The 16621-nt window shown below is 54.1% G+C and carries 14 protein-coding genes; 3 read left to right on the forward strand and 11 right to left on the reverse strand.

Features of this window, described 5'->3' with window-relative positions:
• Nucleotides 1-19 precede the first annotated feature (19 nt).
• The 11 genes from MT343_RS01610 to MT343_RS01660 all read right to left on the reverse strand — a co-directional run bounded on the left by MT343_RS01610 (nt 20) and on the right by MT343_RS01660 (nt 14301).
• On the reverse strand, nt 20-793 hold the full coding sequence (locus tag MT343_RS01610) for a response regulator transcription factor (protein ID WP_145470643.1): 774 nt from the start codon (nt 791-793) through the stop codon (nt 20-22).
• Nucleotides 793-2154, reverse strand: coding sequence for a sensor histidine kinase (locus tag MT343_RS01615; RefSeq protein WP_145470645.1), 1362 nt, complete (start codon nt 2152-2154; stop codon nt 793-795). The genes MT343_RS01610 and MT343_RS01615 overlap by 1 nt, the downstream gene beginning before the upstream one ends.
• A gap of 172 nt (nt 2155-2326) precedes the next feature.
• A complete protein-coding gene (locus MT343_RS01620) occupies nt 2327-3187 on the reverse strand; it encodes a CLCA_X family protein (RefSeq protein WP_145470646.1) in 861 nt (286 codons plus the stop codon).
• Between the two features lie 122 nt (nt 3188-3309).
• Nucleotides 3310-5025 carry a peptidase inhibitor family I36 protein gene (locus tag MT343_RS01625; protein ID WP_145470648.1) on the reverse strand — a complete coding sequence of 572 codons (1716 nt, stop codon included), beginning with the start codon at nt 5023-5025 and terminating at the stop codon, nt 3310-3312.
• Between the two features lie 242 nt (nt 5026-5267).
• On the reverse strand, nt 5268-5987 hold the full coding sequence (locus tag MT343_RS01630; protein WP_145470649.1) for an enoyl-CoA hydratase/isomerase family protein: 720 nt from the start codon (nt 5985-5987) through the stop codon (nt 5268-5270).
• 12 nt (nt 5988-5999) lie between these two features.
• The gene (locus MT343_RS01635; protein ID WP_145470651.1) at nt 6000-6884 is read right to left on the reverse strand and encodes an SDR family oxidoreductase; all 885 of its coding nucleotides are present in this window, start codon (nt 6882-6884) and stop codon (nt 6000-6002) included.
• Between the two features lie 33 nt (nt 6885-6917).
• A complete protein-coding gene (locus tag MT343_RS01640) occupies nt 6918-8867 on the reverse strand; it encodes an acetyl/propionyl/methylcrotonyl-CoA carboxylase subunit alpha (protein WP_145470652.1) in 1950 nt (649 codons plus the stop codon).
• Nucleotides 8864-9670: an enoyl-CoA hydratase/isomerase family protein gene (locus MT343_RS01645; RefSeq protein ID WP_145470654.1), complete on the reverse strand. Its 807-nt coding sequence runs from the start codon at nt 9668-9670 to the stop codon at nt 8864-8866. Before MT343_RS01645 ends, MT343_RS01640 begins: the two co-directional genes overlap by 4 nt.
• Before the next feature lie 11 nt (nt 9671-9681).
• Nucleotides 9682-10842 carry an acyl-CoA dehydrogenase family protein gene (locus MT343_RS01650; RefSeq protein ID WP_145470655.1) on the reverse strand — a complete coding sequence of 387 codons (1161 nt, stop codon included), beginning with the start codon at nt 10840-10842 and terminating at the stop codon, nt 9682-9684.
• A gap of 24 nt (nt 10843-10866) precedes the next feature.
• Entirely contained in the window at nt 10867-12483 is a 1617-nt protein-coding gene (locus MT343_RS01655; protein ID WP_145470656.1) for an acyl-CoA carboxylase subunit beta, read from the reverse strand.
• Nucleotides 12484-12492: 9 nt separating this feature from the next.
• On the reverse strand, nt 12493-14301 hold the full coding sequence (locus tag MT343_RS01660; RefSeq protein WP_145470658.1) for an acyclic terpene utilization AtuA family protein: 1809 nt from the start codon (nt 14299-14301) through the stop codon (nt 12493-12495).
• A 147-nt stretch (nt 14302-14448) separates the two neighbouring features.
• On the opposite strand from MT343_RS01660, the gene MT343_RS01665 reads away from it, so the two are divergent.
• The 3 genes from MT343_RS01665 to MT343_RS01675 are packed head-to-tail and all read left to right on the forward strand — an operon-like array spanning nt 14449 to nt 16587.
• The gene (locus MT343_RS01665; protein WP_186436024.1) at nt 14449-15045 is read left to right on the forward strand and encodes a TetR/AcrR family transcriptional regulator; all 597 of its coding nucleotides are present in this window, start codon (nt 14449-14451) and stop codon (nt 15043-15045) included.
• A 19-nt stretch (nt 15046-15064) separates the two neighbouring features.
• Nucleotides 15065-15283, forward strand: a complete 219-nt coding sequence (locus MT343_RS01670) for a DUF6500 family protein (RefSeq protein ID WP_145470659.1) — start codon at nt 15065-15067, stop codon at nt 15281-15283.
• 41 nt (nt 15284-15324) lie between these two features.
• Nucleotides 15325-16587 carry an RNA polymerase sigma factor gene (locus MT343_RS01675; protein WP_145470660.1) on the forward strand — a complete coding sequence of 421 codons (1263 nt, stop codon included), beginning with the start codon at nt 15325-15327 and terminating at the stop codon, nt 16585-16587.
• Nucleotides 16588-16621: the final 34 nt, after the last annotated feature.

Genomic DNA, 16621 nt, shown 5'->3' on the forward strand with positions numbered 1-16621 from the left:
GCCGCTTGCCGGTAGCGGTCTACATGCCCTCAACTTCTTCGGCCAGGGCTGAGCTGCCGATAATCTCAATCGCACCATTAAAGGAATAGCCGATACTGTGAACGGTTTTAATCGGCATTTCCTGGCCATCGGCTTTGCAGCGACGACGCAGGCGCGACACCATCACATCCAGACTGCGGGTTTCCGGTGCATATTGTTTAAAACCGAGGGCGGCATAAAGTTCTTTGCGTGAGATTGCTGTCCCCGGCGTTTTGGCCAGCTTCAGCAATAATTTTAATTCCGACAAGTTCAGATTCTGTGTGGTTTTCTGCGGCAGAATGATTTGCCACTCCGGCAGATTAAGCTGCCAGACCTGTTCACCGGCCGGGATTGTCAGCGGAGCCTCCTGGTGCAGAACCGGAACCTCTGGCGGCAGCTGAATACTCTGTTGTTGTCTGCCGGCCAGGTTCCTGATAATTAACAGCAATTCGCGGCTGTCGACCGGTTTGGGCAGGTAATAATCGACACCAGAGCTCAGACCTTGCAGGCGATCTTCCAGCGCGCCGTAAGCGGTCAGCATAATAATTTTACTGCTGTTCTTTTGTTTCAGGCGCCGGGCAGCTTCAAAGCCATTCTCTCCGGGCAGGTTTACGTCCAGTACGATGACATCAGGCTGATAACTCTGCAGTACATAGTCCATCGCTTCGGCAGAATCTGCCTGGCACACATCCATGCCCTGACTGGCCAGAATCATGGCGATCGGTGCACGGAAGTCGTCTTCATCATCCACAAGCAATACGCGGATGTCGCTCATTATGTGTTCTCCTTTAACGGCAGGCTGATGCGGAAACGGGTGCTGTCCCCGTCGACCAGCCTTGCTTTTCCATGATGTTGTCCGGCGATAACGCGCACAAAATACAATCCTAAACCGGTACCGGGAGTGCGCTTGTCGGCGTTAATGCGGAAGTATTTTTCAAATATTTTTTCACGGGCTTCTGCAGCAATGCCCGGGCCGTCATCGGCGACATCGATATGTACGGCGTGAGCATCCAGGTACCAGGAAAATTCAATATTTCTGCGATCGGTTGAATGCTTGATCGCGTTATTGATCAGGTTAGAAAAAAGAATAAATAGCAGATCACGGTCACCCTGTACGACGATCGGTGATCTGTTATCACCGTGCAGCTGCACGTCATATTCATCGGCAACTTCCTGCAATACACCGGTCAGGTTGACGTCACTGAAGGTTTCCTGGCTGTCGGTCAGAAGATTCTGTACACGGTCGTTGTTCAGACAACCATTAACCAGCGTGGTAAGGCGTAAATTGGCACGATTGATCCGTTCCACCGAGGTATCAATATCATTGTTCTGATGATCAGAGAGCAGGGTTATTGCGTCGGTATTGGCGCGGATAATAGCCAGTGGTGTGCGGAATTCGTGTGACAGCATAGTGACAAAAGCCCGCTGTTCCTGCAGAGCCCGCTCGGCAACCTGGTGTGCTTTCTGCTCATCATTAAGCTTTTGTTTCAGTGATTCCCGCAGTCTCTCTGACGTCATCATGATGATGGAAAACGCATAAATAAATGCCAGGATAATGCCCCAGATAAAAATCAGGGAATCGTCGCTTTTATCGAGAAAATGAATATCGCCGGGCGGGTACTTCAGTGTCACAACAATGCGGATCAGGCTGCAGACCGACGCTCCGGCAAAGGCAATGGCGACACCGCGGCGGGCTGGTAGTTGCTGCTGTCGTTCACGGTAGAGAACAAGTGCAATCAGAAAACACAGCGAGCCAATACCAATCGCGCTGGCGATTACCCGCATGCCAAGATATTCATTGCCGGGAAAAAATAAGAAAACCGGGGCAAGAGCAATAATAATGATTGCAGGCAAGCGCCACTCGGTCGTCTTACCGCAAAAAATACGCATCGTCTGATACAGCAATGCGTATGACAGCAGTAATAATATATTCGACGCAAAGATGGATAAAACATCGGCAATTTGACCACGAAGCAGAATCAGTATGGTGGCCAGCGACTGGCAGGCAGCACCAAATACAGCAGGGCGTAAGCCGCGCTCTTCCGGCAGCAGGCGCCAGAATAAAAACAGGGTGATGGCACTGACCAGGGTGGTGATTGCCATTACGGCAACCAGGGTGCGGATATCGAATAACATGGGGTAACCTTTGCCTCAGCTCTGGCAGAAGTTCCAGCGCCAAAGACAATATTTTTCAACTCGTTACATTTGAGGATTGCCGGACAGTGCACTGCCTGACGTATATCCTGAGGCTTATCTTACCGGACAACAACAGCCAGATTACAAGAAATGGCTTTATAAATGCTTCAGGTCAACGGTTGAATTCTGTGGGCTGGCGCAGCAATGCCTGACACAGGGCGGAGAAGTAGCGGCTGAAAGCCAGATTGATAGTGCGGCGCTGTTCATCTTGTGGATACAGGCCTGATTGCGCTTCCGCCGATGCTTTGCTGCCTTTTACCAGAAAAACATTTTTGATACTGGCGTCCTGAATAAAGGCCTCAAAAGCGCGTGCGCAGAGTTCTTCCGGCTGACTGTAGTAGTGGATATTCAGCGCTTTATCCTGCGCGGCTGAAGCAATAAACAACGGGCTGGGGTCGTTGCCATCAACGCTGAGCAGAATGGCTTTAAAGCAGTCGCCCAATAAGGTATTCAGCGGATGCTCTGTCGCGCTTTTATTCTGTAGCCAGAGGGACGAGGCAAAACTCATAGCCGGTGCGCCGGTAAAAGCTTTGGTGGCCATATAGTGGTCGAAGGCATGAAACCATTCGTGAGCAATGCTGCCGGGACCGGCATTTTTGGCTAAAGCAAAACTGCGTTGCAGCGGCGAATAATGGGCCGATACGCCAGGGCGGCCACCACGGCCATATTGCAATGCCAGCGTGCCGCGTAACGAGATCAGCTCGCGCCGCAGGCGCAGGGCTTTTGCTGTGGGTAATGGCTGGCCGGCAAGAATCTGGGCTAAATCACACAATGCATCGTAGAAACAGGCCGCGGCATGTTCCTGCTCATCCTGTGTTACCCAGCGACCAATTTCGACACCGCGAAAATCAAACAGCTGACGGATGGTGAGAAAATCCGGAATGACGCCACCCAGTACGCTGCGATGGTCGGGGCCGGCGCGATAAAAACTGCGCTCAGTTAATGCGGTGGTCGGCTTGCCTGATTTGCGCATCGGATGTTGGCTGCTGTCTTTGGAAACAGCATTATGCCTGCAGAGTTTTCTGTGCTGTAGCGGAAATAAAAAATCCCGCGCAGGCGCGGGATTTTAAGGTCAGAGCCGAGCGGCAGACGCTGTTACCAGCGATCCGGCAACCACTGACCATTGCTGACCGCAAAGTTCACATGCACGTCGCTGCCGGAGGTGATGGCATTACGCAGCAGGCGCGCTTCATAGGCACTGGCCGGGGTTGTATAGCTATAGCCCGGATATTCAGCGGCACATGCAGCGGTACCGTTGGCGGCATTACCCATCGCCTGAGTGATGGCCCACTGGCCGCTGTTGTTACGGCAGGCATAGTTCAGGCTGTTGTCGGCAGCAACGCTCATAAAACGATTGCCACTGGCGTGGAAACGGGCAATGCGGCCATTGCTGTAGGCTGAGCCTGCACCTTCCGGTCCGACTGCCCAAAGCTGGTTGTTCAGGCGGTCACCGCTGTTATCCATATCGCCTTCATCAATCATATCCAGACCAAAAGCGTTGATACCGTTCTGCAGGCCGGTTAATGCATCTGCAGCGCTGACGTTGTCGTTACAGAAATAGTTAATGCATTCCTGTGAGCGTACATAGCGGCTGCTGTTAAAGTGATTTTCATAAACGTTCAGGCCACTGACACCTTTGTTTTGCTCAAAGTTAACAGCAACACTTTTGGCAATATCACAGCCGGTGCTGCCATCATCTTTATAAATAAAGACCCGTTTTCCCTGTTGGCGGATTTGCTCGAAGGTCAGGTCGTAGGGAAGGGTCTGACAACTACCGGCGGTGTAGACGATATCGCCCAGCCAGGCGACGTCGTTCTGCAGCTGTTGATAGCCACTGCTGTCACCGTTGATATCGTCCTGCAGGTAGAAGAACACCACGTCATTGGCGTCGGCCCCTTTCAGCCAGCTGTCCACTTCACCCAGCATGCGGCGCAGCGTGGTGGTAAAGGTGGTGCCGCAATCAACCGAGTGACAGACCTTGGTGTAGCTGCCACCTTTACTGACATCCAGTTCAAAGAAACGCACACCCAGCTGCAATTGCTCGATTAATGCACGGCGATGGTTCGGGCCGGGAATCAGCTGACCGCCAAAATACGCGGTGCTGTTAAACGCGTTGTGGGCTGCCAGAGCATTGGTTTCGCGGATAGGGCTGCGGAAACCGGCGGCTTCGGTAATATCGATCGCAGCTTCCTGAGCGGTAGGTGCGCGTGAAGTCACGCGGAAAGAGTCGATATTATCTTCAACCCAACCGGCCGGACGTTCTTCCAGATTGGACGTGCTGCGCGTCAGGATGCGGTTTTCTTTGCTGTAGTTAAAGCCGGGGTAATTAAAAATCTCGACATTGGCTTTACCGGCAACCAGCAGCGAAGAGGCTTTGTTACGGCCCAGTAATACATTATTCAGATCGGATTCACCTTCACCGGCCTGCAAGCAGTGTGGTGTACCGCGAAAGCCCGGATGCTCAAATAAACAGGCAAAATCATTGCTGTTGCGGTTACGCACTTTAAACGAGCTGATGCCGTCATTCATATTGCCCATTTTGTAGGTGTTGGCCATCACCCGGCTGTGTTTACCGCCGTAATTGCTGTGCTCGAAAATTTCGATATAGCTGTTGCCGTACAGTTTAATGGACGACACCTTGTCGTTGCGGGAAGAGCCGATCCAGCTGTTATCACCAACGCCATAACACCATTCGGCGCCCTGATATTCTGCATGTTCATACAGACAGACTTTGTCTTCGGCCTGGGCTGCCAGCGCAGTGCCTGACAGCAATAATGCGGCGGTCAGCGCGCGCACAGAAGGTTTTTTCATACCGACCTCACAGAGAGAGTGGAGAGTTATTTTTATTGCTCTCCGGTGGCGGCGTGAGATCACTCAACGGAGATAAGCTTCCATGCAGGAACTATCTTAGACCTGTGGTTGTGAAGGGAGTATGACAATATGAGACGATGGTCTTGTTTTTTTAGCAGAATTTAAACTGATGAAATTGTCAGAAGAAACCAGCCGCAGAGAGCGGCTGGCCAGGTGTTCGCGTCAGCGGTTCAGCGCTCTGCTCAGAGCAGTTTCATGGCATCAATAAACGGCGGGTTTTTCTCGCGCAAAGCATCCAGTACCGGCTTGTGAAAGCGCTTTTTATGCTCGGCAAAAATAGTGCGTTTTTTATTAAAGGTGCGGGCAAAGGCCAGTGCGCCTTCCAGTACCGCTTCGCCGCCTTCAAACGCAGCGCTGAGGAAGTTATCGGCGAGCAATTCCGCTGCACCAACCCGGCGGCCGGTCAGCAACATGTCGTTGTAGCGATACGCCGGCAGACTCTTCAGCACCACATCAATTAAACCCGGTACAAAGGGAATGCTCATATCCACTTCCGGAAAACAGAAGTAGCCACGGTCACTGCGCATCACACGGAAATCACAGGCACAGGCAATCACACAGCCATTGCCAAAAGTATGGCCGTTAATGGCGGCAATCGCTGGCACAGGAAGCTGCATCAGCCGTGCATGACAACGATCCATGGTGTGCATAAATTCTTTCACATCATCATGCTGACCACCCTGAATGGAGCCCATCAGCCAGGGCACATCCAGACCCTGGCTCCAGCTTTTTTCATCGGATGAGGTAATTACCAGCGCTTTAAAATCGATATTATCTTCCACCGCCTGCAGGTGTTGCTCAAATTCCCGGGCAAACTGCAGATTGTGAGTGTTGGCACCGTTATCGAAAGAGATAATGGCAACCTTACCGCTGTCATCGCTGCGTAAACTGATCAGACTCATATTTATCCTGCCTTATTCTTCGCTTAAACCGCCCAGTGGTGGCTGTGCGCCATACACATAGGCGTCCGGCGCCTGGACAAATAAATCCGGCATTAAGTCGGTTTTGTCGCTGTCCGGGTTGGCACGGTACTGATCGAAATTGGTTTCACCACGGCTGCGCAGAAAATCTTCATCGATCAGCAACTGGCCGGTGACTTCACGTGCGCTGGTTTGCAGCAGCGTGTGGGCGGCGTCGGCCATAATCAGAGGATTACGTGCGCGGTCAAAAGACTGCTTACCGCCAAACGAGGTTGCCGCGGTGTGAATAACGGTACGTGGCCATAATGCATTAACGCTGATGCCATAGCGTTTGAATTCATCCGACATACCCAGTGTCAGCATCGACATGCCGTACTTGGTCAGGGTGTAAGGCGAATGGTTACGCAGCCAGCGACGGTCCATATCCAGTGGCGGACACAGGCTTAAAATATGCGGGTTGTCGGATTTTTTCAGATGTGGCAACGCTTTCTGGCTGAGCAGAAACACTGCGCGGAAGTTTACCTGCATCATCAGATCGAGTTTTTTCAGCGGCGTGCTTTCCACACCGGCCAGCGCGATGGCACCGGCATTATTGATGATGGCATCGATGCCGCCAAAACGCTCAACGGTTTTTGCAATCAGGTTATCGACGTCTTCTTCGCTGCGCACATCCACTTTAATCGCCAGCGCCTGACCGCCGGCTTCTTCCACTTCGCGGGCAACGGAATGAATGGTGCCTTCGAGTTTCGGGTTCGGCTCGTCGGACTTGGCGGCAATCACAATATTGGCGCCGTCACGGGCACAGGCCCATGCAATTTCGCGCCCGATGCCACGGCTGGCACCGGTAATAATAATGGTTTTATTGTTGAGGCTGGCCATGCTCAGCTCCTGTTTTTTATTAATATGTAAGAATTATTCGGCGCTTTCATCTGCCTGTAATTGGATCAGCAACTGGCGGCCTTTTACCTGATCACCGGCCTGTACCAGAATGTCCTGCACCACGCCATCCACACCGGCTTTTAACGGATGTTCCATTTTCATGGCTTCCAGTACCGCCAGTGTCTGGCCTTTCGTTACGCGCTCGCCGGCTTCAGCCAGTACGGTAACAATGGCACCGTCCATCGCCGCGCGCACCTGATCGGAACCGGCGCTCTGGACGCGGCTGCTGACCAGCGTGACATCGCTGAAGCACAGGTTACCACGCGGCGTGTCCAGCCAGAGCTGGCCGTTATCTTCCGCCCAGGCAATGCTTTGTTGCACATTATCAATTTCATAACGCAGCAGGTATGAGGTTTTTTCCAGCAGGCGCAGGGCGCATTCTTCGCCGTTATGGTTAACCAGCAATTGCTGGCCGTCACGGCGGATGCTGAGGGTAAATACCGTTTCGCCCTGTTTTAATTTCAGCGGCCGTGCCGCACTGTGACTGCTGGTAAAACCCTGAGGCGCAGCGATTAATGCCGCCGCCAGTGCCAGATCATTAAGCTCAGGCTGCAGCGGTTGCATGCTGGCGTGGTCGCTCAGGTGCTCGCTGATAAATGCGGTGGTTGCCTCGCCGTTAATAAAGGCCGGATGAGCCAGAATCGCGGCTAAAAAGGCGCGGTTATCGGCAATGCCGAGCAAATGCGATTCACGCAGGGTGCGCAATAAACGCCGCCGTGCTTCTTCGCGGTTGCGGCCGAAGGCAATCAGCTTGGCCAGCATCGGGTCATAATGCGGGGTAACCTTTTGGCCTTGCTGAATACCGGAGTCGATACGGATACCATCGTTAATGCTGTGCTGATCGGCGGCCTGCCAGAGTAATAGTTTTCCGGTTTGCGGGGTGAAATTATTGGCCGGATCTTCGGCGTATAAACGCACCTCAATGGCGTGGCCCTGCAGGGTAATATCCTGTTGCGTGAAGCCCAGCGTCTCACCCTGTGCAACCTGTAATTGCAGCGCAACCAGATCCAGTCCGGTAACCAGTTCAGTCACCGGATGCTCGACCTGCAGACGGGTATTCATTTCCAGAAAATAAAAATTCTGCTCAGCATCGACCAGAAATTCCACCGTACCGGCACCGTAATAACCGCAGCTTTTCGCGGCGGCTACGGCAGCTTCGCCCATTGCCCGACGCAGGTTGTCATTCACAAACGGCGATGGTGCTTCTTCCACTACTTTCTGGTGACGGCGCTGTACCGAACAATCGCGTTCGCCCAGATACACCACATTGCCGTGCTGATCGCCGAATACCTGAATTTCGATATGGCGTGGTTGCAGCACCGCTTTTTCAATAATTAATTCGCCACTGCCAAAAGCATTCTGCGCTTCGGAGCGGGCCGAGCGGATATGTTCATTTAAGGTCGCGGCATCATTCACCAGACGCATACCCCGGCCACCACCGCCGGCAGAGGCTTTCAGCATTACCGGCAAACCAATGGCTAACGCTGCGCTGTGCAGGGCTTCGTCACTCTGATCTGCCCCTTCGTAACCGGGGATGCAGGGCACACCGGCTTCGATCATGGCAATTTTTGATAAACGCTTGCTGCCCATTAATTCAATGGCGCTGGCGGACGGGCCGATAAAAATAATACCGGCCTGCTCGCAGCTGCGGGCAAAGGTGGCATTTTCAGATAAAAAACCATAACCCGGATGAATGGCATCGGCACCGGTCTGTTGTGCTGCGGCAATAATCCGTGCGGCATTTAAATAGCTGTCGCCAACGGCGGCGGCACCAATGCACACAGCCTGATCGGCCAGTTGTACATGGGGTGCGTTGCGGTCGGCTTCGGAGTAAACAGCAACGGTTTCGTAACCGGCGGATTTGGCGCTGCGTAATACGCGCACGGCAATTTCGCCACGGTTAGCGACCAGAATTTTATTCATGCCTTTTCCTCCTGCACAGCGGCCTGAGCCCAGGCGGCCGGACGCTTCTGCATAAAGGCCATTGCGCCTTCCCGTCCTTCGCCCATGACGGCAGCGGCAAAATTCTGTGCGGCCTGATCCAGTAATTGCGCCAGCGGTTGTTCAGCATCGGCGACCGCATGCAGCAGTGTCTTGGTTTTGGCGGTAGCGGCCGGTGCGCATTTTAATGCCTGCTGAATAGCGGCTATTACTTCGGCTTCAAGGCTGTCATTGTCGGCACACAGCTGATGAACAAGGCCTAAACGCAGCGCTTCTTCAGCATTTATACGGTTGCCGAATAATGCCAGACGGCGCGCTTGCGTCAGACCAATACGCTGCACCACAAAAGGAGCAATCTGCGCTGGTAAAATACCCAGCGAGGTTTCCGGCAAGGCAAAGCGGGCAGTGCTGCTGGCGATGGCCAGATCGCTGACGCAGGCCAGACCAAAACCACCGCCCATCACCGCGCCTTTTAAAGCGCAGATAACCACCGCCGGTAAGCGGTTGGCGGTTTCGATCATATGGCCAAAGGCGCGATTAAATTCGGCCAGACGGGCGCTGTCGCCACCGGCCGCCTGCATATCTTTAATATCGCCACCGGCACAGAAATGATCGCCATTACCTTCAATCACCAGTACACGGCAGTCGGCCTGTTGGGCGCTGTTCATCAGCGTCAGCAGTTCTTCCACCATGGTCAGGCTCATGGCGTTGGCGAGCTGCGAACGGTTAAGGCGTACACGCCAGACGGCGGGCTGCTGCTCAAGTTGCAGGGTTGTAAATTCCATACCGCCTCCGCTCAGGATTTTTTACGCTTAGGCAGAATGCCCATGTACTTGCAGATAATGCCGAGCATAATTTCGTCAGCGCCACCGCCAATAGAACCCAGACGGTTATCGCGGTAGAAACGGGCAACCTGGTTATCCCACATAAAGCCCATACCACCCCAGTACTGCAGACAGCTGTCGGAAACTTCACGGGTCAGGCGGCCGGATTTTAATTTCGCCATCGACGCCAGACGGGTCATATCTTCGCCGTTCAGATAACCTTCACAGGCCTGATACACCATGGCGCGCAGTGCTTCGACTTCGGTCTGCAATTCGGCCATACGGAAATGAATCACCTGATTATCAATCAGTGGCTGGCCAAAGGTGTGGCGCTCACGGCAGTAATCAATGGTCTGGTTAATGCAGGTTTCCATACCAACCAGCGACATGGCGGCGGCGTACATACGCTCTTCCTGGAATTGCAGCATCTGCATCATAAAACCAGCACCTTCAGCACCGATACGGTTGCGCTGTGGTACGCGCACGTTATCGAAGAAGATCTGGGCGGTATCGGATGAGCGCATACCTAATTTATTCAGTCGTGGTGACAGGGTAATGCCGGGAGAATTCATCGGCACCACAATCAGGGATTTATTCGAATGTGGCTTGTCGTCTGAGGTGTTGGCCAGCAGACAGATAAAATCGGCCTGGGTGGAGTTGGTGATCCACATTTTGGTGCCGTTAATAATGTAATCGTCACCGTCTTTTTTCGCCGTGGTTTTTACCGCGGCAACGTCGGAGCCGGCACCGGGTTCACTGACGCCGATACTGGCAACCATATCACCGGCAACGGCGGGGGCGAGGAAGTTCTCTTTTAAATAGTCACTGCCGAAACGGGCAATGGCCGGTGTCGCCATACAGGTCTGCACACCAATGGCCATAGGAACACCGCCACAGGCAATGCCGCCCATTTCTTCAGCGGCGGCCATTTCATAAGAAAAATCCAGACCTAAACCGCCGGCACTTTCCGGTTTGCTGATACCCAGCAGGCCGAGGTTACCCATTTTCTTGAACAGTTCATGGGCGGGAAAAATACCTTCTTTTTCCCATTCGTCGACATGCGGGTTAATCTCGTTTTCGACGAAGTTTTTAACAGTTCGTTTAAGTTCTTTATGTTCCTGAGTCAGACGCATGAGAAAATTTCCTGAAATTATTGTTTAAAAACGGGCGATGCCAAAGGTGTTAGGTCGTAACGGCCGCTGCTGCGCTTCGTGGCAGATGCTTAACAGATGCATCAGCAGAGTGCGGGTGTCGCGCGGGTCAATCAGGCCGTCATCCCACAGACGGGCAGTACCGAACAGGGCGGTTGAGCCCATTTCCAGTTTGGCGGCGGTCATCTGCTCTAACTGCGTGAGCATTTTTTCATCGGGCTCAACACCCATCTTGCGTTGTTTTTCTTCGGTGACAATGCGTAATACCTTACCGGCCTGAGCACCACCCATAACCGCGGTTTTGCTGTTTGGCCAGGCGAAAATAAAACGCGGATCAAGACCGCGGCCACACATCGCATAATTACCGGCACCATAAGAACCGCCGACCACAATCGACAGCTTAGGCACGGTAGCGTTGGCGACCGCCTGCAGCATTTTTGAACCGTGTTTAATAATGCCATTGCGCTCGGATTCGGTACCGACCATAAAACCGGTGGTGTTATGCAGGAACAGCAGGGCAATATTGTTCTGCTCGCACAGCTGAATAAACTGTGCCGCTTTGTTTGCACCTTTGGCAGTTATCGGCCCGTTATTGCCGATAATGCCGCAGGAGAAGCCACCAATGCGGGAAAATCCACATACGGTTTGCTGGTCAAATTCGTTTTTAAAATCCTGAAATTCTGAACCATCGGCGATACGCGCAATAATTTCGCGCACGTCGTAAGGTTGTTTGGCTTCGGCCGGAACCACACCGAGTAATTCGTCAGCGCTGTACAGCGGCTCGTTAAATTCGGCGGCTGGCTGATAGGGCAGCTGGGCGTTCCACGGCAGGGCAGCCATGACATCTCGGGCAATACGGATACCATCGGCATCGTCTTCGGCCAGATACTCGGCGGTACCGGCATCGCAGGCGTGCAGTTCGGCGCCACCTAATTCTTCGTCGGTGGCAATTTCACCGGTGGCGGCTTTTAACAGCGGCGGCCCGGCGAGAAACATTTTCGCTTTACCGCGTACAGCAATCACCACATCGGATAAACCGGGCTGATAGGCTCCACCGGCGGTAGCGTTACCATGCACCACCGTTACCTGCGGAATACCGGCAGCACTCATGCGTGCCTGATTGGCAAAGGCTTTAGCTCCGGGAATAAATACATCGGTAGCGTAATTGAGGTTGGCGCCGCCACTTTCGGCCAGAGTCACTACCGGCAGTTTGTTGTCGCGGGCAATTTCCTGAATACGCAGGATTTTATCCAGACCGCCGGGAGAAATGGTGCCGCCTTTAATCGCACTGTTATTCAGCACGATTAAACAACGGATACCGGCAACCCGGCCGATACCGGCAATAATGCCACCACCGGCACCGCTGCCGTCTTTATCGTCGTGCATTTTATGGCCAACCAGTGAGCCCAGTTCGATAAATTCGGAACCGGCATCCAGCAGCAGACTTAAACGTTCGCGTGGCAGTAATTTGCCGCGTTTATGAAATTTTTCCTGCGCTTCCTGTTCTTTGGCGCGCACTTTTTCTTCGACCGCACGGAATTCTTCCAGCGCTGCCAGCATGGCCTGCTGGTTATTGCGGAACTGTTCGCTGTTGCTGTCGAGTTCTGAGGTGAGAATGGTCATGATGTGTCCTTAACGATTCAGCAGCTGCTGATATTCAGCATCGGCCCGGGCAGCAATGTCCGGTGTTACCGCAACCGGTAAATCCAGTAACTGCTGAGCAAAGGCTTTACCCTGCGGGTCGATGCGCAGGCTGGCCATGCCACCGCCGCCGAGGGAATTGCGCAATAAAAGATTAAAAGCGTTTAAGCCGGGCAGGGCGAACAGCTCCACATCGCTGTTATCGGCCAGCACGTGGGCGAACCACTGGCCGATATTTTCCGGTGCCAGTGCGGCCTGAATAAATGGCAGATAATCCGCATCGCGCGCCATGACACCAATATTGCTGTGATTACCTTTATCGCCACTGCGCGCTACCGCCAGTTTGACTAACGGCACACTGATATCAGAGTCGGGTGTTTCAGCGGCGGCATTAATTTTGGCTGAGGGCCAGTGCGGAGCATGGTCAGCGCAGTCGATAGCCACGGCTGTTTTATTGTCATCCAGCTGAATCTGTACCGGCACATCGGCTTTCGGCCAGAGGAAAGAAAATAAGCGGATATTCGGGCTGGGTTTTGGCCGGCCACCAACAATACCGGTTAAGCCCGGTGCCATGGCGGTAGCTGCCTGAGCAATTTCGCGGGCGAACACTTCCAGCGCTTTTTTATCGGCGTGACGTACGGCGATTTTAACAATCACTTCGCGGCTGTCTGCAGCGCGGGCATTGGCGCCGTAGGTGGTTTCAGAGCCGAGAATTTCAATATCCTGTGCAGTAAAAGCCTCCATGCCCAGTACCGAATGCAGCACGCTGACGCGCTGCAGAATGGCTTCGGCCACGCGCTGGCCTTTTGCGACGGCATCGCGCCCGCCAATCATAAAGGTTGCCGTGCAGCGGAAGCCGTCCATCCAGGTAGCGCTGACTTTATAGTCGGCCGGTGGTGCATAACCGCAGGCGCCGCTGACGCGGACCTGCTGCTCGCCGCTCTGGACAATATTTACCTGAGTAAAATCGCAGCAGACATCGGGCAATAAATAACAGGCCGGATCGCCGATTTCATACAACAGCTGTTCGCCCACGGTAAAAGGCGAAATCAGGCCGCCGGTTCTTGCTGGTTTGCTGACCACAAAGCTGCCGTCGGCAGAGCATTCAACAATGGGGAAGCCCATATTGGCGTAGCCGCTTTCAACCAGCTGCCAGTCGGTGAAATTACCGCCGGTACACTGCGCACCACATTCAATGATATGGCCGGCCAGAGAACCCTGCGCGAGCTGATCGTAATCGGATTCGCTCCAGTTAAATTCATGCATCAGCGGGCCCAGCACCACAGCGCTGTCGACCACGCGTCCGGTGATGACAATATCGGCACCGGCGGCCAGGACATCGCGGATGGCCGGAGCGCCGAGGTAGGCGTTAACGCTCAGGCAGCGGCCGGGCAGCGGCTCGTCGCTGAACATATCTTTTACGCCGGCAAAATCAGCCTGACGTGCGCTGAGGTTATCGCCCTGTACGGTGCCGACGCTGAGGTTCAGCCCGGCTTCGGCGATTAACGCGCGCAACGCCGCGGCGCAGCCTTCAACATTGATACCACCGGCGTTACTGACCACCTTAATGCTCTGGGAGGCGATGGCCGGCAGCAGTGGCTTAAGCGTCTGGACGAAATCCGGGGCAAAACCGGCTTCTGGATTTTTCAGGCGTGCACCGGCCATGATCGACATGGTGACTTCGGCCAGATAATCGAACACCAGATAATCGAGCTGACCCTGCTGTACCAGCTGGTGGGCGGCGGTGCCGGTATCGCCCCAGAAGGCGGAGGCGCAGCCGATGCGGACGGTATCCTGCATGGTGAAATCCTGTTGTTAGCGTTTGCCTAAGACTATCAATCATCGCGTAACCAAGCAAGCGCTTGGTTTTTAGTTTTGCGGCCTGACCGGGATTGCCCCTACAATAGGCCTGTTCGTCATACAGACGTCTTCAGATAAGGAAAACCCGTGATAGAACAACTGATTGCCGAAGGGGTTATTACGGACCCGGGCAGTGCCCGTGGCCGCCTGCTGGCTGCCGCCGCGCGCCTGTTTAAACAGCAGGGGTACGAACGCACCACCGTGCGTGATCTGGCTGCTGAAATCGGCATACAGTCGGGCAGCCTGTTTCACCATTACCGCAGTAAGGAAGATATTCTGCGTGCGGTGATGGAAGAGACCATTCAGCTGAATACCGCGCTGATGCGCATTGCGCTGCAGCAGGCGCAGGACCCGCGCGGCAAAGTGCTGGCGCTGATCCGTTGCGAGCTGCAATCCATTCTCGGTGAAACCGGCGAAGCCATGAGTGTGCTGGTGTATGAATGGCGTTCACTCAAACCCGACAGCCAGCAGCACATCCTGAAGTTGCGCGATATTTATGAACAGCTGTGGCTGGATGCGCTGGCCGAAGCCCGTGCTGCCGGCATGGTGGCGATTGAACCTTTTATTCTGCGCCGCTTCTTAACCGGTGCACTGAGCTGGACCACCAACTGGTATAAACCCGATGGTGATATGACGCTGGATGAACTGGCCGAATACGCGCTGACCCTGGCGATAAAACAGTGAAACACAGCGGAGAAATACAGTGAGAGCCAGTCTACGCGCTAAGATCGTGCAGGTTTGCGACAAGAAAATAGCCACTAAGGGCGATAATGTCGGCGTATCCTTTTATGCGTTTTTCGCCAATAAAAATGACGATCCGGACCTGCTGATGGAAGCGGCCGAATGGTGGATCAAAACCCATTGCCTCGATCATTTTGAAAAAGCGGTAAAAATTAAAGCCATGGTGCTGGCGGGCGACTGACGCCGGCTATGGTGACAGGGCGCTGACAGGATGCATGCGTGATGCAGACAGGGATTGAGCAGATATATCAGCAGGTCGCGCGTCAGGTGTTTGCCACACTGGTGCGCCTGCTGAAAGACTTTGATCTGGCAGAAGATGCCCTGCAGGACGCCTATCTGAGCGCGCTGGAACAATGGCCGCATGATGGCATTCCGCATAATCCCGCTGCCTGGCTGATCTCGGCCGGGCGTTTTAAAGCCATCGACCAGCTGCGTCGCCGCAGCCATTTCAATGACAACCTGTTGCCGCAACTGACCGATCTGGAAAACGGCTTTTACGATTTTGACCCTGAGCGTGAGCTGAGTATTCACGATGACCAGCTGCGGCTTATCTTTACCTGCTGCCATCCGGCACTGGCGCAGGAAGCACAGCTGGCATTAACTCTGCGCGAAGTCTGTGGCCTGACGACCGAAGCCATCGCCCGAGCCTTTGTCAGCAAAGCGCCGGCCATCGCCCAGCGCATTGTGCGCGCAAAAAATAAAATCCGTGACGCCAATATTCCCTACGAAATCCCCGCCCAGAACCAGTTGCCGGAGCGCTTAAACGGTGTTCTGAAGGTGATTTACCTGCTGTTTAACGAAGGCTATTCGGCGGCCAGTGGCGATGAAACACTGCGCAACGATTTAAGCTCTGAGGCGATCCGGCTGGCGCGTTTACTCTGCGCCCTGCTGCCGCAAGAGCACAGCGAAAGTATGGGGCTGCTGGCCTTATTACTGTTGCAGGATGCCCGCCGGGCGGCGCGTATAGATGAGCAGGGTGAACTGATTCTGCTGGAAGACCAGAACCGTGATCTGTGGAACCGCGCACAGATCCGCGAAGGGCTGGAATGGATTACTCGGGCGCTGCAGCTGGGGCCGGTGGGCAGTTACAGCCTGCAGGCTGCCATTGCTGCCGTGCATGCTGAAGCCCGCGATTTTGCCGCAACCGACTGGCGCCAGATTGCCGCACTGTACCAGCGTCTTTATACACAGGAACCCAGTCCGGTCGTGGCGCTGAACCATGCGGTGGCGGTGTCGATGATGACCGAAGGCGGCGGTCCTGAGGTGGCGCTGACTCTGGTGGATGAGCTGCTGAGCCATGGCCAGCTGGACGATTATCACCTCCTGCATGCGGCCCGCGCCGACTTCTTAAGGCGTCTGCAGCGCCCGGCGGAAGCCCTGCACGCCTACGAAAAAGCACTGAGTCTGACCAGCTCCGGCAGTGAGCTGCGTTTCCTGCAGCGGCGTATCGACGAGTGCCGTCAGGCGGCAGATAAAAAAAATTAAAAATACTTTCATCTGTCTGTCGATTTCGTCTTTC

It is taken from the genome of Venatorbacter sp. C2-1, assembly GCF_022832715.1.
GTDB lineage: Bacteria > Pseudomonadota > Gammaproteobacteria > Pseudomonadales > Oceanobacteraceae > Venatoribacter > Venatoribacter alkanivorans.